12 protein-coding genes are annotated in these 19487 nt (G+C 47.9%); 8 read left to right on the forward strand and 4 right to left on the reverse strand.

Annotated elements, in window-relative coordinates; translation table 11 throughout:
* The first annotated feature begins 10 nt into the window (after positions 1 to 10).
* The 4 genes from NSQ38_RS07615 to NSQ38_RS07630 all read left to right on the forward strand — a co-directional run bounded on the left by NSQ38_RS07615 (position 11) and on the right by NSQ38_RS07630 (position 6575).
* Positions 11 to 1660 carry an ABC transporter substrate-binding protein gene (locus tag NSQ38_RS07615; protein WP_339788318.1) on the forward strand — a complete coding sequence of 550 codons (1650 nt, stop codon included), beginning with the start codon at positions 11 to 13 and terminating at the stop codon, positions 1658 to 1660.
* Between the two features lie 91 nt (positions 1661 to 1751).
* Positions 1752 to 3527 (forward strand): sensor histidine kinase, encoded by a 1776-nt coding sequence (locus tag NSQ38_RS07620; protein WP_339788321.1) that lies wholly within the window; start codon positions 1752 to 1754, stop codon positions 3525 to 3527.
* Entirely contained in the window at positions 3506 to 4798 is a 1293-nt protein-coding gene (locus NSQ38_RS07625; protein WP_339788323.1) for an ABC transporter substrate-binding protein, read from the forward strand. The genes NSQ38_RS07620 and NSQ38_RS07625 overlap by 22 nt, the downstream gene beginning before the upstream one ends.
* A 196-nt stretch (positions 4799 to 4994) precedes the next feature.
* Positions 4995 to 6575: a hypothetical protein gene (locus tag NSQ38_RS07630; protein WP_339788324.1), complete on the forward strand. Its 1581-nt coding sequence runs from the start codon at positions 4995 to 4997 to the stop codon at positions 6573 to 6575.
* Between the two features lie 52 nt (positions 6576 to 6627).
* Here NSQ38_RS07630 and NSQ38_RS07635 read toward each other — a convergent pair whose 3' ends face one another.
* The 3 genes from NSQ38_RS07635 to NSQ38_RS07645 form a co-directional block, all read right to left on the reverse strand.
* Positions 6628 to 8340, reverse strand: a complete 1713-nt coding sequence (locus NSQ38_RS07635) for an ABC transporter ATP-binding protein (protein WP_339788326.1) — start codon at positions 8338 to 8340, stop codon at positions 6628 to 6630.
* A gap of 78 nt (positions 8341 to 8418) precedes the next feature.
* Positions 8419 to 9447 (reverse strand): ABC transporter substrate-binding protein, encoded by a 1029-nt coding sequence (locus tag NSQ38_RS07640; protein WP_339788329.1) that lies wholly within the window; start codon positions 9445 to 9447, stop codon positions 8419 to 8421.
* A 110-nt stretch (positions 9448 to 9557) separates the two neighbouring features.
* Complete coding sequence (locus NSQ38_RS07645; RefSeq protein WP_339788331.1) at positions 9558 to 11204, reverse strand: AraC family transcriptional regulator; 1647 nt, start codon at positions 11202 to 11204, stop codon at positions 9558 to 9560.
* Between the two features lie 762 nt (positions 11205 to 11966).
* On the opposite strand from NSQ38_RS07645, the gene NSQ38_RS07650 reads away from it, so the two are divergent.
* Both NSQ38_RS07650 and NSQ38_RS07655 read left to right on the forward strand, forming a co-directional pair.
* Complete coding sequence (locus NSQ38_RS07650; RefSeq protein WP_036667797.1) at positions 11967 to 12956, forward strand: LacI family DNA-binding transcriptional regulator; 990 nt, start codon at positions 11967 to 11969, stop codon at positions 12954 to 12956.
* 162 nt (positions 12957 to 13118) lie between these two features.
* Positions 13119 to 16511 (forward strand): cellobiose phosphorylase, encoded by a 3393-nt coding sequence (locus NSQ38_RS07655; RefSeq protein ID WP_339788334.1) that lies wholly within the window; start codon positions 13119 to 13121, stop codon positions 16509 to 16511.
* An 81-nt stretch (positions 16512 to 16592) separates the two neighbouring features.
* On the opposite strand, the gene NSQ38_RS07660 is transcribed toward NSQ38_RS07655, so the two are convergent.
* On the reverse strand, positions 16593 to 17792 hold the full coding sequence (locus NSQ38_RS07660; protein ID WP_339788336.1) for a methyltransferase domain-containing protein: 1200 nt from the start codon (positions 17790 to 17792) through the stop codon (positions 16593 to 16595).
* Positions 17793 to 18058: 266 nt separating this feature from the next.
* On the opposite strand from NSQ38_RS07660, the gene NSQ38_RS07665 reads away from it, so the two are divergent.
* Both NSQ38_RS07665 and NSQ38_RS07670 read left to right on the forward strand, forming a co-directional pair.
* Complete coding sequence (locus NSQ38_RS07665; protein WP_338588820.1) at positions 18059 to 18550, forward strand: GNAT family N-acetyltransferase; 492 nt, start codon at positions 18059 to 18061, stop codon at positions 18548 to 18550.
* 32 nt (positions 18551 to 18582) lie between these two features.
* Positions 18583 to 19371 carry an SDR family oxidoreductase gene (locus NSQ38_RS07670; protein WP_017691870.1) on the forward strand — a complete coding sequence of 263 codons (789 nt, stop codon included), beginning with the start codon at positions 18583 to 18585 and terminating at the stop codon, positions 19369 to 19371.
* Positions 19372 to 19487: the final 116 nt, after the last annotated feature.

Raw genomic sequence — 19487 nt, forward strand, 5'->3', positions numbered from 1 at the left:
GGCGAATTGCGTGAAAAAAAGAATGGGGTCCATCCTGTTGTCATCGTTACTAACCATGTCTTTACTGGCAGGCTGTACGGGTGATAAGGAGCCAGGAAATGCAGAACCAGCAGAGGGGACAGAACCTGCGGTTCAGGCATTGACTGAGATACCGCTACCGATTACAAGTGAGCCATTTACCATTGATTACTGGCGCGCCAATGATGCCAAACTGACAGCTTCCTTGAACAATTTTGGCGATATGGCGGCTTATAAGGAAAAGGAGAAGCTGACAGGTATCAAAGTGAAGTTCACGCATCCTCCGCTTGGACAACAGCGGGACCAGTTCAATCTGCTGATCTCCACGAAGGAGCTGCCGGATGTCATTTATTATAACTGGGCGGATGCCGTTGGCGGACCGGAAAAAATGATCAAGGACGGCCGGATCATCCGGTTAAATGAATTGATCGACAGTTATGCACCGAACTTGAAGCGGATTATTGAATCCGATCCGGATGTGAAGAAGCAGATTGCACTCGATGATGGAACGATCTATATGTTCCCGCTGCTGAAGCTGGATGCACTGAAGCTGAATGCCACTTCCGGTTTAATTATGCGCCAGGATTGGCTAGATAAATTAAATCTCAAAGTCCCGACCAACATTGATGAGTGGTATACGGTGCTTAAGGCATTCAAGGAACAGGACCCGAACGGCAACGGCAAGGCTGATGAGCTTCCTTTCACCGGAAACTGGGGTCCGGGTAACCTGACCAAGCTTCATGATTTTGCAGCGGCTTTTGGCGTAATTGGTGGCTTCCAGATGAATGGGGACAAGGTGGAATTCGGACCGATTCAGCCGGGCTACCGTGATTTCTTGGAGACCATGGCCAAGTGGTACAAGGAAGGGCTGATTGATCCCGAGATCATGACGAATGACGGAAAAGCATTCGACTATAAGGTCACCAGCAATCTCGCAGGCGCATATCAGGGTGGCGTATTCAGTGGCATGGGGAAATACTTCAATCTGATGAGAGATACGGACCCGAACTTTAATGTAACCGGCGTACCATGGCCTGTATCTCAGGATGGAACTTCGTATGCGACATTTAATCTGGATGCCAAAGTGTTGACTTATGGTGAGGCCATTACGGCTTCTGCAGACGAAGACAAACTGAAATATATTGTTCAGTGGATGGACTACAACTATAGCGAAGAGGGTAGTGATCTGTTCAACTTTGGTATCGAAAATGACAGTTATGTTCGTGACGGGGAAGGTGTCAAATTCACAGATACCATCATTGATAATCCGAACGGTCTGACGTATGACCAGGCACTGGCTTCCTATGCTTTATCCATTATGGACGGTCCGATCAATCAGGATAGCCGTTATCTGGATGCATTATTATTTGACGATGGACAGCGTGCAGCGAATGCGGAATGGATGAAAGCAAGCTCGGCATTAACACTCCCGCCAATTCGTTTGTCAACAGATGAGGTAAGCACAAGTACATCCATTATGAGCCAGGTGAATACGTACTTGAATGAGACAATGACTGCGATCATTAGCGGACAGAAGCCAATCACCGAATTTGACACCATGGCCGAAACGATCAAGAGCATGGGCATTGACCGGGCGATTGAGGTTCATCAGGCAGCCTATGATCGATATCAGTCCAAATAATAAGTGAGAATCGAGCGCTAAAACTTTGGGAAAACCTTCCTGCATGTGATATACCTAGTAGTATCACGTGGTTCAAAGGAGCGCTTTGGTCATGACAGCCTACCGCAAACTGAGCATCAAAATGAAAATGTTTCTGATGATTATGTTCATGATGGCGTTTATTATCATCCTGGCGTTTGGTTCCTTGTATTATACGTACTCCGTTTATGACAAACAGCTGTTTGATAAGTCGTCCCGACTGCTGAACCTTTCCTCGTCTACAGTGGATGTTGAACTTCAGAAGTTGGAAGCGTTATCATTAAACATGATCTCCGATACTCAAATTCAAAGGGCCTTGAAGTCCTTGCTGGATGACGATAGCGCATATTCAAGCTTTATTGAACGGAAGAAGATCACAGACCGGCTATGGGAGCATATTAGTGGGGCTGCACGATATGTGCAGTCCGTTCATCTGATTGATTCGAGGGGAAGAGTGAATAAGTACGGCGAAACACTAACCGTATCCCCGGAAAAATATGATCGGATGATTGAGGCTGCGGAGCAGGCCAATGGTGCAGTGCGCTGGTTATACCCGGATGATGATGACCCGATGCTGGTTATGGTGCGTCAAGTGCGAGCCTACGAACCGATGACTCTGGAACCGGTAGGCATACTGTTTCTGCGTATTAATATCGAGCGACTCGTTGAGGAGTATGCGGGCATTGACAGCCAGGACAGTGACATTATTTTAAAAGCAGGCAGTGAAGTTGTCTATCCTTATCGTCAGCTTCCAGAAGCGGTGTCCACTGGACTGAATCCACTTCCAGGTAGTGGGGGATATGAGATCAAGAATCTGGATGGGAGGGAGATATTTCTTTCCCAGAAGAAATCCGCATACACCGGCTGGGTGTATTATAATATGGCCTCATATGATGAAATTTTTGAACGAATTATATGGCTAAAAAATAGTTTGATTGTCGTCTATCTTATCGCCATTCTGGTTGTTCTCGCGCTCGGCATGGTGTTCGCACGAAGTCTGACAAGGCCGATCAGGCAGCTCATCAGTCAGATGAAGGAAGTACAGTATGGGGATCTGGAGAATATGGATGCCAATCTGTCCATTCCAACACACCAGCACATGGATGAATTGGGGTTACTACAGCGTACGTATCGACTGATGATTACACATATTAATACATTGATCAAAGAAAATTATGCAAGCCAGCTGGTCATTAAAGAAACGGAGTTCAAGGCGCTGCAGGCGCAGATCAATCCGCACTTTCTGTATAATGCGCTGGACTCGATCCATTGGCTCGCCAAAAAGAACAGGCAGGAGCAAATCTCCAGTATGGTGCTGTCACTTGGCTATTTGCTGCGTTCCTCCATCAGCTTCAAGCAAAATATCATTACCATTGCCGAAGAACTGGAGATCGTCAATCATTACATCACCATTCAGACCTACCGTTTCCGGCAGCGGCTGGATTTTCGTATGGATGTGCCTGCTTCTTATCTGGGTTGTGCCATTCCCAAGTTGACCCTACAGCCGCTACTGGAGAATGCCATTCAATACGGTTTGGAACCACAGGTTGGATCATGTCTGATTCGAGTGTATGCCGAGATATCAGGTGGCAAGCTGGCCCTTATCGTGGAGGATCACGGTCCCGGCATGGAACCCGAATATGTGGAACAGGTACTGCGCGGTGAAGTGAAAACCAGAGGCACAGGTATTGGTCTGCTGAATATCAGGGAGCGGGTACGTCTGGCTTTTGGCGAAGAATATGATGTTCTGCTGGAGAGCAAGCCGGGGCATGGAACGAGAGTAACGGTGCTGCTGCCACCCCCATCACCAGGTAAGGAGGAGAAGCTATGGGAAGATGGATGCGAATGATAGGCATGCTCTGCCTTATGCTGACTCTTCCTGGCTGCGTGAACCAGTTGGATCAAAGGCCAGGCATGATTGTGGACGAAGAGCCGATAACACTGCGAATCGCTTGGTGGGGTGGGGAGTTCCGCAACAATGCAACGATAGCCGTTATCGACCTGTATGAGAAGTTGAATCCACATGTGAACATCGAATACGAATATAGCAGTTTCAATGAATACTGGAGAAAACTTGCCCCACATGCAGCAGGCAATGCGTTGCCCGACATTATTCAGATGGATATCTCTTATCTGTCCCAGTACAGTTCGCTGCAACTGTTGGAAGACATGACGCCGTACATGCAGAGCGGGCTGATTGACACGACAGATATTGAGAAGGAACAGCTGGAGAGTGGTAGCCTGAATGGAAAAACCTATGGTCTCAGTTTAGGGGTTAACGCCATGCTCAGCATCTATGATCCGGAAGTGTTAAAGGCCAATGATATTGAATTGCCAACGGATACGTGGACATGGGCGGATTTTGACCGTATGGGCGAGCAATTACTTGGGAAAGGCATCTATCTGGGAACCTATTTCACGCCCGAACAGTTTTTCGCGTATTACTTGAGACAGTACGGTTCCAAGCTGTACGCGGAGGATGGCAAGGGATTGGGTTATGAAGATGATGCGTTGTTTATTGAATACTTTGGCAGGATGCAGCAGCTCGCGGAGAAGAAGCTTATTTTTGCACCGGATATCTGGACATCAGATATTGGCCAGCCTGATAACGACCCGTTTTATCTGGGAGAGGCTTTGTTTAGCTGGGGGTATTCCAACCAATTTATCAGCACCGCTCAGCGTTATGGCAAACCCTTAACCATCTCCCCAATGCCTGGGCCAAACAGCCAAGATGGATTGTTCTTGAAGCCAGGCATGTTTTTCTCCATGGCGGGCAATTCCAGACATAAGGAGGAGGCGGCCAAGTTCATCAGCTTTTTCGTGAATGATTTGGATGCCAATCTGCTGCTCAAAGGGGAGCGGGGTGTGCCCGTCTCATCCAGTGTCAAAGAGCGGATGAAGCTGGTGGTTGAACCGGAGCTGGCGCAGGTGTTTGACTATATTGATTGGGTTGCGGATAACAGCACTCAGATGGACCCCCCTGATCCCGTAGGTGCACCCGAGGTCACTGCGGTATTGCGTGAGTTGTATGATCTGCTACTGTTTGGCAAAATTACGCCTGAGCAGGCGGCGAAGGATTTCCGTGAGCGGGCAAATGCCATCCTGGGTGGGCAGTTATAAGAATGGACTAGATCATATATGTATATAATGGGCTTGGGGCTGTTGTTGTTCACAAGCTCAACCTTCATTCTACTCGGGTGAGGGTTTTTGTTATGGAATGGTGTATATTTCCTCTAGTATAATAAAAATGGGTAGTCGTCTATCTGTAGATCAGATAGATTCTATCCATATATTATTGGATGAGGAGTGTCAGGACATGTCCATACATCAGATAGGTCACAAGGTGTCTTTTGCTGATATCAAAACGAAGTTGCCTCAGGAAAGTTGGATGTACACTCAGAATGAAGCGCACAACGGTGAATTTGAAGCCGAGGAAGTATGGTTACATTCTGGTGACCTTCATATCAGTGAACTGTTGTTGGATGAAGGGCCTTTTTTGATCTTGGTTGAAGGAAATCTGACAGTGGATCGTTATATTGGAAATACAAGTTCCGACGCGGCCAGTTCAAATCTGGTTGTACTTGGGAATCTCATAACACCCTATATGATCGTGGGTGGGCAGGAAATATATATTACAGGTAATCTCTATGTGGAGGATATGTTCTGGGGGGATTATAACCATGGAGAATTGACAGTGAGAGGGAATGTAGAAGGTGGATTGCTGGTAAGTACCGAGCAATATATGATTCAGGTTCAAGGACAGCGTAATGTGAAGCGTCAGCTTGAGGAATGGGAGGATCTCGGACCATGGCGGGGCTTTGACATGTTGGCGTTATTGGTTCCTGAATGTGTGATTGATGAAGATACAGAGCCGTTTCCTTGGCGAGAAGAAATGTTAAAGAGGCTGCAGCAAGGACGACCTGTAATCAACCGAAAGTACATTCATGCTGATGAATCAGATCCAGATGTGCCGGATTGGTTCGAAGATCATCGTATTACCGCTGAGAATATAGAGCGTCTTACTCATCCATCTTTGTTGCCTGTAAGAGAGGAGGATGAGTTACTCAACAGCTATGAATTTTGGTTGAACGAGCAATTTTGCCGAGTATCGGTCTATGGAGATGAGCATACGGAGGGGTATTTCCGCAGTCTTTATTTTCAGGATGACCATAACTGTGCATTGTTGCTTAAGATGGAGCCATCAGATCAAGGTTTCAACTCTCCTGATAAACATATCCTACAACCGGGTAAACCTGTCTGGATGATCTCAGGTGCATATCGTTATCTGCACAATGAGAATTCGGAATGGAACGTATTTTCGGAGAACTCACCTGCTGATATTCAGCAGTTAAGCGAGCAAGGATGGAGCACCTTGTTGCAGTCTGTATCGAATTATCAGTATGCCCGTTCCTTAATTTCGCATCAACTGATCCGTGATTTATTAGCTTTGCCGATCGTGGAGCCATATGACGATTATTATGATGACGACCGGCATGGGCTGTGGATTGGAGACTTGTATTATGCATTTCGACAAGCAGGTCAGCTGAGTGATGGTGTTCCCCAGCCAGCTATGCTACGTATTGGAAGAGAGTATAAGGATACTCAAGGGGAGACGCAGGTGGAGAAATACTATTATACCCTGCACCAACATGAGGACGGCACGGAAAGTGTGTTGATCGAATACTCGGCTCAGAAGGACGCGGATGAGGAAGAAGAACCGGTGTTGCTTGAACTTCATTATATAGGCGGCTCTCAATTACTACATGCCGTTCAATTGCTCGAACGTGGACGCCAAGTGCTCATTCAAGCAAATGAGGACTTACTGAATGGGGAGCCGCCGTACGCTGCTGAATCATTTGCGAAGCGATTCTGGAAATCAAAAGGATACCTGAAATGAATAAAACAACCTTCACCTCTAGTTTTGAGGGAAGGTTGTTTTGTCGTTGTATTTACCCAAACTGGGCTTGATGCAGTCGGCTGTACGAGCCTTTACGTGCGAGCAGTTCTTCATGGCTTCCTTGTTCAGCGACACTGCCGTTCTCCACCACCACGATACGATCGGCGTGTCTTATGGTTGCCAGTCGATGGGCAATTACTAATGTCGTACGTCCTTGAGCGAGTTCGGATAAGGCCAGCTGGATGGCTGCTTCCGTTTCGGTATCGAGTGCGGAGGTAGCTTCATCCAGAATAAGGATTGGCGGGTTTTTCAGGATCATTCTTGCGATGGACAAACGTTGCTTCTGTCCGCCAGATAATTTCACGCCACGTTCACCAATCATGGTATCGAGTCCATCCGGCTGGGATTGTACCAGCTCTTCCAATTGGGCCCGGCGAATGGCTTGCCAGATTTCTTCATCGGAAGCATTCAGTTTGCCGTATGCAATATTTTCACGAATCGTTCCGTCAAACAGGAAAATATCCTGCTGCACAATCCCGATATGGGAGCGCAGTGATTCCAGCGTCATGTCCTTCACCGGGATGCCATCGATGTAGATATGTCCCGCATCCACATCGTAGAAACGTGGGATCAGGCTGCATAACGTCGTTTTACCTCCGCCCGAAGGTCCAACCAGAGCAACCGTCTGGCCTGCCTGGATATCCAGATTGACCTGAGACAGCGTAGGTTTGTGTTCTCCATAAGAAAAGGTAACGTTATGGAAAGCAATATCTCCTTTGACATCCGGAATCGGTTTCGCCTGTGGTGTATCTTCTACATCCGGTACAGCTTCAAGAAGCTCCAGATAACGTCTGAATCCGGCGATGCCTTTGGGATACGTCTCGATGACGGAGTTAATCTTCTCAATTGGTCCGAGGAAGACATTGGACAGCATCACAAAAGCGATGAATTCCCCATAGGTCATACTTCCTTGAATAACAAACCAGGTTCCACACACCAGCACAAACAGCGATACAAATTTCATCAGAATGAAGCTGAGTGAAGAGTTCCAGGCCATGATGCGGTAGGTGATCAGTTTGGTGAGTCGGAAACGTTCGTTGTTCTCAACAAAACGTCCTACTTCATGCTTTTCATTGGCAAAAGCTTGTACCACACGGATGCCACTCACATTGTTCTCAACCCGTGCATTATAATCGGCGATATCTGCAAACATGCGCTTAAACGCCTTGGACATTTTGCGACTGAAATACAGTGACAGGTAAATCATCAGCGGCACGATGATGAACGTCATCACCGCGAGCTGCCAGTTGATCCCCAGCATAATCCCGAAAGCTCCGGCGAGTGTCATGAGGGCAATGAATAGATCCTCGGGTCCGTGATGCGCGATCTCACCAATATCCATCAGATCGTTGGTCATGCGGGAGACCAGATGTCCGGTCTTATTGTTATCGAAGAAGCGGAAAGACTGCTTCTGTACACGCTGAAACAGTTCACGCCGCATATCGGATTCGATGTTAATGCCGAGCTTGTGGCCCCAATAGGTGACTGCATAATGGAAAAAGGAACTGAGCAGGTAGATGCCGAGCAATCCGACACACGCTGCTAAGATCATGGACCAATTGCCAGCCGGAAGCAGTTGATCTACCACCCGGTTCACGGCGAGTGGAAAGGCCAGCTCCAGCAGCGCGGCGGCGATGGCACAGGAAAAGTCCAATATAAAGAGCCTTTTGTAAGGGCGATAATAAGACATAAAACGGCGAAGCATATGTAAGTCCTCCTCGATATGACATAAATGCCCGAGCAGGCTAATTAGCCTGTCCGGACACCTGTTTTCATGCTTATGTTATTTGCGGTTTTGCTCGGCACGTTCTACGATCATATCTGCGAATTCTTCAGCCTGACCTTGAATTGCAATCGGGTCGAAGTACCAGTAACGATCTTCAAGCAACTCATACACCTGATTGTTTTTCACAGCCGGCAGGGATTGCCAGATGGAATCACCTTGGTAATTTTTATTGTTCTCTCCAACGGTTAAGAAGATATGATCCCCTGCATAATTACCAACAACTTCACGTGAAATTTCTTTCCATTGGGTATCACCCATCAGTTCTTTTTTGGTGATTTCGAGTGGGGCAAGTTGCAAAGCACTGTAGACCGCTTGTCCTCCTCGACCAAAATTGTCTCCATATCCATAATAACTCTTGTCGGATACTTCAAGGATGGAGAAGGTTTCCTCCGGTTTAATGACTGTTTTCACCTTAGCGCGAGCGGCTTCAATTCGCTCATCGTACGTTTTCAGCCAAGCTTCGGCTGCTTCGGATTTGTTCATCAGCTCTCCGAATCCCCGGATTTCGTCATGTACATTGGTGAATGTACCATAAGGGATGACTACGGTAGGAGCTATTTTTTGATAACTCTCAATTTCGCTGGCCTGGTCGGAGTAAGTAATGATCAGATCCGGGTTCAAGGCAATAACCTTCTCCATGGATACAGCCGCCCGATCACCGATACCCTCTATGCCCGCCACCTGATCGGCATAGAACGGGTTTTCCAAATAATATTGAACAGCACCAACGGGTTTCACACCCAGTGCAAGCAGATCACTTACGTACATATCCGTAACGATCCGTTTCGGTTCAGCCGGAATCTCAACATCCCCGCTTAATGACTTGTAGATTCGTGTAGCATTTGAATTATCCGAACCGGCCGATGTGTCTGTGTTCGTCTCGGTAGAGCCGGTTGTCGCTTCGGTTCCCGTTGCCGATGTCTGTTCAGTGGCAGTCGAGCCTGTTCCGCTGCTGCAAGCAGCCAGAATCATAATAATGGCGAGCATAAGTAGCAAGCCGGAAAAGCGTTTTTTTGCAGCAAACATATTTTTGTTCCCCCTATGTATAATCAATAATGATTATTATTCTCATTAATAACATAGAGGAAGACGTGATATTTGTACATGGACAACTATGATCACTACTGCATGGACAATTATGATGTGAGGTGACGCATGATATGCTGCAACTGCTTCATAACGGACAAAGGATCAAATCCATAGAACATGTCGGCATCAATTTCATATACGCGTCCTTCACGAACGGTGGAGAGGGTGCCCCAAGATTCCTGATTCAGCAGGTTATCCAACATTTCTCGTTCGGCAGGTTCCTCAGGGTAGGCGACAAACATGTGATCTGCTGCATACAAGTGAATCTCAGACAACGGAACATGAACGTACCCCGTGAGTAATTGCCCATCCTGCTCCATGCGTGACGGCGGAGTGAAGCCCAGCGATTGATACAGCACATAAGAAGCTCTGCCCCAGCCATGACCATAGATATAAGCGCCGTCCTCTCCAATCATAAACATGCAAACGGCGGAACCACGTGTCCCTTCCATCCACTGATCTAATGTATGATTGGCCTCTTGCTCAAGTTGATGATATCGATTTAACAACGCCTGTGTATTGGACTCAAGCCCGGTAATTCGGCCGAGATGAAGAAGCTGCTCCTGCCAATCGAGTTCCTCAAAGGGCATCAGAATGGTCGGTGCGATCAGACGTAGTTCATCGGAAGCGGGATGCGGTGCATACCCGATAATGACATCGGGCTGAGCGTGTGCAATCAGATCCGTATGTTTAACCAGCTCATATTCGGAATGTTGCTCAAATGGTTCATGACCATCATGACCATGTTCCCCCAGTTTTTCTTCCATCCAGCTGGCAACGGCGCCCATGTGGGGAGTGTGGCCCAATGCCAGAAGTGAGGCCGTATAGTTGTAAGTCAAAGATACAATCTTCTTGGGCATTTTCCGGTAGTGTGTTGGTGCTGATCCAACCATCTGTTTGAATTTGCGGCTCAGATAGAAGGTGTCCCTGTAGCCTGTCAGTTGTGCAATCTCCTGTAGCGTAGGGTTCGCGAACAAAAGATGTTCTTGAGCCATTCTGATTCTGAGACGAGTTACATATTCAACAAACGTAAGACCTGTATGTTTCTTGAACTCCCGTGAAAAATGCTCAGGACTCACATTTGCATCCCGTGCCAATTGTTCGCGGGTTAACGGATGGGTATACATCTGATGGATATGTCTGAGCACGGCATCGAGCCAGGAGTGATCTTCATGAGCAGAATGAGCCGCATGATCCCGCAAAATATCCAGTAACTCATAGAAAAGCATATGTGGCCTGAATGGACTGGAACCATGCCCATTTGAACTTGCTTGAACCAGCTCTACTGCCCTATCGGTGAGAGTACGACTCACAATGGGAGCTGGTATCCCGAACGGCCAGAACAGCTGTTCATTTTCAGTGAAATCAAAAGCAATAGCAATGCCCTGTACTGGGGACAGGGAGCCGCGCTTGTTCTCGTGCTGAAGCAGGCTTCCAGCTTGTCGAACGACTGCACAGCCTGCATTTAGTGTCAGTTTACCCTCTGCACTGATCAGCCTGGCCTGGCCAGCAGTAATAACGTATAGTACATGAAGGGTACTCCACATCTCATCTGTACGGGAGAACGCCTCACGGTCGTGAAGTTGCACCAGATGGCGCAGCTTGAACAGGGCATCGGGGATGGACTGAATTTTCTGCAAGGAAACGGGGCGGGACAGCGACTTTTTATGATAAATGGTCTTGGATATATTCATTGGATAACTGTCTCCTTACATAAGTCAGCAGGGGCATTATTCGTCTCATGCCCTTTGTATACTGGCGTAATTCTCGGATCTCGACTATTATGCAGTATATACTATAATTGAAGTGACGTGGATGGACAGATTGAACAAATCAACTTTTTCTATGAAAAATAGATAAAGTGGTTGAAATCGCTATCAACACCGACTATAATGAAAATGTCGAAACGTTTCAATCTAGCGTTTACTGCCAGTTTCACTGTATTAGGCACGAACTGTTTATAGAGCGCCAGATTGAAAGACGTGTCATGACCATCACTTATGGTATGGATTGGAACGGGACGCATTCAACCGTGGCCCCATAAGGATGGGAACGAGGATTTTTTTTGAGAATACCTCGAAACGTTTCGATTGACATCCATCGCTAGGATATGTACAAAGATTAATAAACGATAATACAGGATTTAGTGGTTGTTCTAACCATGTATCGTATAAAATGTGGGTAACCTTGAATTTGTTCTTTATAGGTTCAACTAAACTTTTTACGCGAGAACGGAGAGGACAGAAATAACGTGAAGAAGCGAAGTGTTCGCCTAAAAGCTTTCTGCAAGAAAGCTACATCGGAAGCATGCGCTATCCCCGGATTTTCCCTTTGAAGAAGGGAATTAAAAAAAATCTGGGGATAACAGCGATCGGAAGGTTATTCTGTCATCGGAGTGGTAAGTGTAAATATTCTTTAGTTGAACTTATATATAGTTTAGAAGGAGCGAACGTGGAATGGCAACGATTAAGGATGTGGCAAAGCTGGCAGGTGTAGCACTCTCGACTGCTTCCTATGCGCTGAGCGGGGATAGCAAGGTTAGTGCCAAGACCAAGGCTAAAGTGCTTGAGGCAGCACGAGAACTGAATTACCGCAAGAACGGCTTTGCCATGGACCTGAAACGGAGCCGGACGAACACCATCGCTTTGATCCTTACAGATCTGTCGGGCCCGTATTACTCGGAGTTGATCCGTAGTGTACAGGATGTAGCCCTCGCGAACGGGTATGACCTGATTGCTTGCAGCTCCATGGGTGGACGGGATTCAACGGCAGTGCGATTTTTGCGTGAAAAAAGAGTAGATGGAGCCATCATCCTGGCGCATAACATTCATGATGATATTCTGGTGGAATCTGCCGGTCATCGTTTTCCGATCATTGTGATGGATCGTCAGCTGTCGAGTGACCATTTGGTCAACGTGCTGGTGGATGGAGAGCAGGGCGGTTACCTCGCTACCCGCCACCTGATTCAGGCAGGACATCAGAAGATTGCATATATTAGCGGTCCATCCAACTCGTACGACAATGCGCTGCGTTACCAAGGGTATCTGCGGGCGATGCGGGAAGCGGGACTTGAAGAAAAGTCCAAATGGCGTCTGAACGGTAACTTTGTGCGAGAGGGCGGATACAGTGCAACCAAGATGATGATCATGCAAGGTGATCTTCCCTCAGCTGTATTTTACGGTAACGATGAGATGGCGATTGGTGGCCTGAAAGCATTGGAAGAGCGTGGTGTATCGGTGCCAAATGATATTTCCGTGATCGGTTTTGATGATATTCAGTTGTCCGAATATGTGCATCCACCGCTGACAACGATACGCCAGCCGAAGCATGAAGCCGGGTCGCTCGCCGGACATCTGTTATTCCAGATGCTCAATGGCGAAGCGGTTGACCCTTCATATACGTTAACGATTAATATGATCGAGCGTAGCTCTGTACGTTCGGTTTAGGCTGAGTCTGACCAACCAAGAAATGCCTGCATGCTGAAGTGAAAGTTCAATGATGGGGTTATCGTCCGGACGGGCTGTTAAAAGCCGGTTTGAAGAGGCCCCTATTCTTTTTCAGATTAATCGAAACGTTTCGATTTTATACTAATTCAAGGAGTGAACCTTATGACAACGATGATTAATGCACCGATCCGGTTGAGCGCCGGGGAGTTATCTTTTACCTTTTTGAACAGTGGAGACCTGTATCAGGCCACATCCGGCACAACGATGTTGAACCAGTTGCTCAGCAACCAGATTGATGGATCTCTGAATAACCTGTACCTGCGTGTACACGAGGGAGAGAATATCAGCTCGTTCCCGTTGCTCGGTGTACGTTCGAACAGCAAGGTGATTACAAGCAAAGCACAGTCCAGCAACCAGTTGATCTGGAAGGGTACAGTCCAGCTGGAAGGCAAAGAACAAGGCATTGGCTACCAGGTTGTATTTACGGCTACACCGCAAGGTGTCTGGTTCTGGGATGTGAAGCTCACAGGACAACAAGATAACGTAGACGTGGTATACGGACAGGATGTAGGGCTTGCTGATCCAGGTGCGGTACGCAGTAATGAAGCTTATCTGTCACAATACATTGACCATACGGTGTTTGAAGATGAAGCGAAAGGTTATGTCGTTTGTTCCCGTCAAAACCAGCCTCAGGGCGGTGCATTTCCTTATATGCAACAAGGTTCCCTGACGAAAGCAGTCGGTTACTCCACAGATGGATTCCAATTCTTCGGTCTGTCGTACAAGGAAACGAATCAACCAGAGAGCTTGAAGCGCCCAACGCTGGCAAATGAGACGTATCAGTATGAATTTGCCTACACGGCGCTGCAATCTGAACTGCTGAATCTGAACGGAGAAGCACAGGTGGTCTTTTATGGACTAGCGAAGCCTAATCATGCGGAAGGAATCTCTGCACTGGAATTCGGAGATGAAGTTACAGCAGCATGGAATGAAGTACAGGCTCTGACTGTGGAAAATGGTGATACGTTGGAACAGGTGAAACTGTCCTCCTTCCTGGGTGAACCACTGGTTACGCTTGATCTGACACAAGATGAGATTCATGATCTGTTCCCTGATCGTCATCAGGAAGAGCACAGCGGTGAGGAACTGTTATCCTTCTTCACAGGCAGCTATGAACATATCGTTCTGAAAGCAAAAGAATTGCTTGTAGAGCGTCCGCACGGTCACATTCTGATGAGTGGTGGCAACGTGCAACTTGGAGCACAGGTTATTACGACGACATCGTATATGTACGGTATTTTCAACTCACAACTCGTTATTGGTAACACCAATTTTAATAAAATGATCAGTAATGCTCGGAATGCATTAAACGTGCCGAAAACGGCGGGACAACGCATCTATGTGGAAATGGACGGACAATATCGTCTGCTGACGATGCCTTCCCTGTTCGAGATTGGCTTCAACTATGTACGTTGGATCTACAAAACGGCATCCGATACGATCATCGTGACGAACTATACAGGGGCACACACCACTGAAGTGAGCATGAACGTACGCTCCACAAGTGGCACGGCATACCGTTACCTGGTAACAAACCAGATTACGATGAATGTGAATGAATACGAATATCCTCTGCATATGACGCAGGATGGCGATACTTTGATCTTCAAGGCTGATCCACAAGCGATTAGTGCAGGAACGTACCCAGATCTGCAATACCGCATGACGGTGGATGGCGCAGCTGTAAATGTAGGTGACGAAACGTTGTTGGCAAGTGGTATCCGCAGTGGTTCCGCATCACTGGTTACCCTTAGTCTGGAAGCAAGTGCTGAATGGACGCTGAAGGTACAAGGGGTATTGGAAGGCCAAGCGGACAGCGCAGTGGTAGCAGGTTCAAGCCTAACGTTTGAAGAGGAAGTGCAGGCATACCGCGAGTTCTTCGCAGGTGTGATGAACGGGTTCCGTTTGTCCCGTGGAGAAGGTCAAAGTGCTGAGGATCTGTTCAAAGTAAATGCGCTGGCTTGGTGGTACACCCACAATATGCTGGTTCACTACTCCGTGCCTCACGGTTTGGAGCAGTATGGCGGCGCGGCTTGGGGTACACGGGATGTGTGCCAAGGTCCGGTGGAGTACTTTATGGCAACGCAAAAATATGAGCAAGTTCGCGATATCATCAAAATGGTTTATACCCACCAATATGAAGATGATGGCAACTGGCCGCAATGGTTCATGTTTGATAAATACTTTGCGATCCAACAGGAAGAGAGCCATGGCGACATCATCGTATGGCCGCTGAAAGTTCTGGCGGATTACCTGACAGCGACTCGCGACTATGCAATCCTGGATGAGAAAGTACCTTATACGGTTAAACATAGCTTCGGGTTCACCGAAGAAACGGCAACGGTACTGGATCACGCGAAAAAAGAAATCGAATATATCCGTTCGCACTTCCTGCATGATACGTTCCTGTCTTCCTACGGCGATGGCGACTGGGATGATACGCTCCAACCAGCCAATGCACAGCTGAAGCAATACATGGTGAGCAGTTGGACGGTGGCATTGACGTATCAGTCCGTGAATGTGCTCTCACAAGCGCTGAAATTTAAGGATGCAGACTTTGCACAGGAGCTTGATGTGCTGGCTCAAGGCATTCGTGAGGACTTTAACCGTTACATGCTGGGCACAGATGTGATTCCAGGCTTTGTATACATGGAAGAAGCGGACCAAGCGAAGCTGATGCTTCATCCAACGGATACAGAGACAGGCATTCAATATCGCCTGTTGCCAATGACGCGCAGCATGATTGGTGAGTTGCTGAATGCGGAGCAAGCAGAGTCTCATTACGCATTGATTCGTGAACAGTTCCTGTGCCCGGATGGCGTGCGTCTGATGAATCGTCCGGCTCAATATGCTGGCGGAGTAAGCACACACTTCAAACGTGCAGAGCAAGCATCCAACTTCGGACGTGAGATTGGTTTGCAATATGTGCACGCACATATCCGTTACGTGGAAGCGATGGCGAAGCTGGGTAAGACAGATCAGGTGTGGAATGGTCTCGCGATGATCAACCCGGTTGGTATCGGCGAGGTTGTACCTAACGCGGAGATTCGCCAAGCGAACTCATACTTCAGTAGTTCGGACGGTAAGTTTAATACACGTTACGAGGCACAGGAGCATTTTGACCAGCTTCGTAAAGGGACTGTACAAGTGAAAGGCGGATGGAGAATCTACTCCAGCGGCCCTGGAATCTATATGAACCAGCTGATCTCCAATGCACTTGGCATTCGTCAAGAGGGCGGCGATCTGGTCATTGACCCGGTATTGCCAGCTGAGCTGAACGGCATGCAATTCGAATTCGAGTATGCAGGTGAGCCGGTGACGTTTATCTATCACTTGAACGAAGGTGCTGTGAGCCGTGTAGCGGTGAACGGCAAAGACATTCGCACGGAGCGTACAGCGAACCGTTACCGTCAGGGCGGAGTAAGCATCTCGCTTGATGAGTTCAGACAAGCACGCAGTGCAACTGAGCGTACGGTTGTTGATATTTACATGTAATCTCATACCATGATGTACACCAAGGTCATCCTCCTTTATTCAAGGCGGGATGGCCTTTTTGCCATACGCTCTTACGATTGCTTACCGCAGTGGAACTGCCAGCAACGTATGTAACAGCTCATTATGCCGCACATGTTTTGTTACGTAGCCCTGTTGCTCCAGCCAGCCGCATAGCTCACTGAGTAGAGGGAAGTGACGTTCGCGCAAGGCGCGCAGCTGTTCCTCGTGTCCTGTGGTTTCTGCCTGTCGAATATAGGAATCACGGTGAATCGCATCAACAAACATCAGATCGGTTAGGCCGATACGTCCGCGCGAGGTTAATACCCGCTTCATCTCCTGTAATGCCAATGTTTGCTGATCTGGACTCAGATGATGGAAAGCAAAGCTGGACACAACAAAGTCGAAGGAATAATCGGCAAAAGGCAGCGCCAGAAAATTCCCAAGTTTCACATGCATCTCGGGATATTTGATACGACATCTGCGCAGCATCTCCCGGGATTGGTCGATTGCAGTCATGTCTGCGCCGTGCTGTAGCAGTTTCCCAGCCAGATTACCTGTGCCTGTACCAATATCGAGTCCTTTCTCACCAAGGGCGGGAGAGATCCATTGAGCCGTCTGTTCGAGCGCTTCCTCATAGTTGTGATACAGATAAAAGGAAGACTGTACCGTATCATTGGAATCGCCTGGCGCGGAATGATCTGCATCCTGGTGTGGATGTGAAACTTCATTCTCATCGCTTAAAGGCGAGGGGGTGGCTGAATGATGCCTGCCCTCTATGCTGGGGTGTTCAGTACTGACTCTGCCTTCTGCCTGCACTCGTTGATCATGGATGGCTGCCTGCGTGTCATAATTCCACCGATCATGCCAGTTCTGCCGGGCTTCGCGCAGGCGACGCGCACTGTCCGCGAGATCGTGTAGATGGCTGACATCCAGCGGACCGTCCTGACGATTCAGGTCAATCATGCGCTGGGTTGTATCCATCATACGTTTCAACTCAATCCACTGGGCATACATGACGGCCTGTTGCAGCTCCAGATATTCTTCCAGCCGCTGCTGATTCCCTTGATCAATCTCTCCGAGCGCGTGTGTTATATCCTGTAGGGACATGCCAATCTCACGCAGCGCAGCAATGGTCTGAAGCCGCCAGATATCATTCTCGGTATAGGTACGATACCCGTTACTGGACTGTTTGGCGGGGAGAATTAATCCTTTTTCTTCATAAAAACGAATGGCTCTTGCCGATATACCAAGCCTGCTTGCTGCCTCTTTGATATTCATCATGCATCCCCTCCTTATCGAATCAGTATAAACCATGACGTTACGGCAAGGTTAAGTGTTTATTTCATTTATCGAAAAGGTTCAATACTGAGTGGAATTTTAGTCAAAGCTGAGGCTATGCTACAATATATAGAACAAAAAAACTTAAATAGTGAAGTAAAGAACAATGTCTTCCTATTCCTAAGTTTCTCAACGTTCTTAACTCTCTTAACTTTCCCGACGTTGTAGCGCACAGCGTTGTCGACTATAGCACGAAAGGTTGAATCATTATGCTTACCAGCCATACATTTACGATTCGTCCATCCGAAATTAAGGATGCAACACAGCTAATGGAGTTGGACACCCTGGTATGGGACCAATACACCTCTCCTGCACCGATGCATTGGCGCTCCAGACAGCAATACCTGCAGCATTGTCCGCCAGGCAGTCAATTGATTGCGGTGCAGGGAGAGCGGGTATGTGGTTATGTGGGCTTCCAGCCAGCCACAGGTATGCCTGTTAACCGTCATGTCTACGAGATCCATATTGCAGTTCATCCTCATGATCGGCGTTGTGGCATTGCCACAGCTTTGATGGATGCTATCAAGCAGCATGCGCTTGAACAAGGCGTTCGCAAGCTCAGGCTGCGCGTTCTCTCCAGCAATCCGGGAGCCATCACGTTTTATACACAGTGTGGATTTGTGACGGAAGGCAGGCTGGTGTCCGAGTTTTATATCGGAGGCAAGTATGTGGACGATATTCTTATGGGTTATTTTATCTAGACCAAATAGAAACTAGTTGAGGAGGAACAACGATGGATATGGGGCTTCAGGGTAAAAAAGCACTGGTGCTGGCTTCCAGTCGCGGGCTGGGCAAAGCGGTAGCCGCTCAATTGGCAGCAGAAGGTGCTGACGTCATGCTTGCCAGCCGGAGTGAAGAAAAGCTCGCAGCAGTGAAGCAGGAGCTTCTGGCGCTTGGTGGTGGTGGACGTGTGGAATATTGTGCAACCGATGTGACACGCAAGGAAGATATTGAGGCTCTGATTCACAAGACAGCGGAGCTGTTTGGGCAGATTGATATTCTGGTGAACAATTCGGGTGGCCCGCCATCGGGTTCATTTGAGTCACTGACGGATGAAGATTGGGAGCGTGCATTTGAATTAAATGTACTCAGTTATGTAAGGCTGATTCGCGGCGCTCTTCCCTATATGAAAGAAAGCGGAGGACACATTGTGAATATCGCTTCAACTTCGGTGAAACAGCCGATTCCGGGTCTGGTGCTGTCCAACACGTTCCGTACCGGCGTGTTTGGATTGGCGAAGACGTTATCCCAGGAGCTGGCTCCATACGGAATTTTGATCAACACGGTGGCTCCGGGTCGTATTGCAACAGACCGCATCCGTGAGCTGGATGCCGCACGGGCAGAGCAGAACGGAGTCAGTGAGGACGAAGTCTCTGAACAGTTCCGCAAGGAGATTCCACTCGGCCGTTATGGTCAACCAGAGGAGTTTGCCAAAGCGGTGGTGTTCCTGTTATCCGGGGCCAATACGTACATTACCGGAACTTCATTGATCGTGGATGGTGGCATGGTCCGAGCCCTATAAGGGAGGAGTTTGATCAACAGATTCAAAGTTATAAGGAAACGGATTACGATATTATTAAAATTAAGCCCCTCCTTAATGTCCACTTGTTGTGGAGAAGGAGGGGCTTAATTTTGATT

The sequence above is a fragment of the Paenibacillus sp. FSL R7-0313 genome, assembly GCF_037969885.1.
Taxonomy (GTDB): domain Bacteria; phylum Bacillota; class Bacilli; order Paenibacillales; family Paenibacillaceae; genus Paenibacillus.

Excerpts from the sequence above, each read along its gene's own strand:
- NSQ38_RS07620 (WP_339788321.1), top strand. The coding sequence starts at position 1,752 with ATGACAGCCTACCGCAAACTGAGCATCAAAATGAAAATGTTTCTGATG.
- NSQ38_RS07625 (WP_339788323.1), top strand. The coding sequence starts at position 3,506 with ATGGGAAGATGGATGCGAATGATAGGCATGCTCTGCCTTATGCTGACT.
- NSQ38_RS07630 (WP_339788324.1), top strand. The coding sequence starts at position 4,995 with ATGTCCATACATCAGATAGGTCACAAGGTGTCTTTTGCTGATATCAAA.
- NSQ38_RS07635 (WP_339788326.1), bottom strand. The coding sequence starts at position 8,340 with ATGCTTCGCCGTTTTATGTCTTATTATCGCCCTTACAAAAGGCTCTTT.
- NSQ38_RS07640 (WP_339788329.1), bottom strand. The coding sequence starts at position 9,447 with ATGTTTGCTGCAAAAAAACGCTTTTCCGGCTTGCTACTTATGCTCGCC.
- NSQ38_RS07645 (WP_339788331.1), bottom strand. The coding sequence starts at position 11,204 with ATGAATATATCCAAGACCATTTATCATAAAAAGTCGCTGTCCCGCCCC.
- NSQ38_RS07650 (WP_036667797.1), top strand. The coding sequence starts at position 11,967 with ATGGCAACGATTAAGGATGTGGCAAAGCTGGCAGGTGTAGCACTCTCG.
- NSQ38_RS07655 (WP_339788334.1), top strand. The coding sequence starts at position 13,119 with ATGACAACGATGATTAATGCACCGATCCGGTTGAGCGCCGGGGAGTTA.
- NSQ38_RS07660 (WP_339788336.1), bottom strand. The coding sequence starts at position 17,792 with ATGATGAATATCAAAGAGGCAGCAAGCAGGCTTGGTATATCGGCAAGA.
- NSQ38_RS07665 (WP_338588820.1), top strand. The coding sequence starts at position 18,059 with ATGCTTACCAGCCATACATTTACGATTCGTCCATCCGAAATTAAGGAT.
- NSQ38_RS07670 (WP_017691870.1), top strand. The coding sequence starts at position 18,583 with ATGGATATGGGGCTTCAGGGTAAAAAAGCACTGGTGCTGGCTTCCAGT.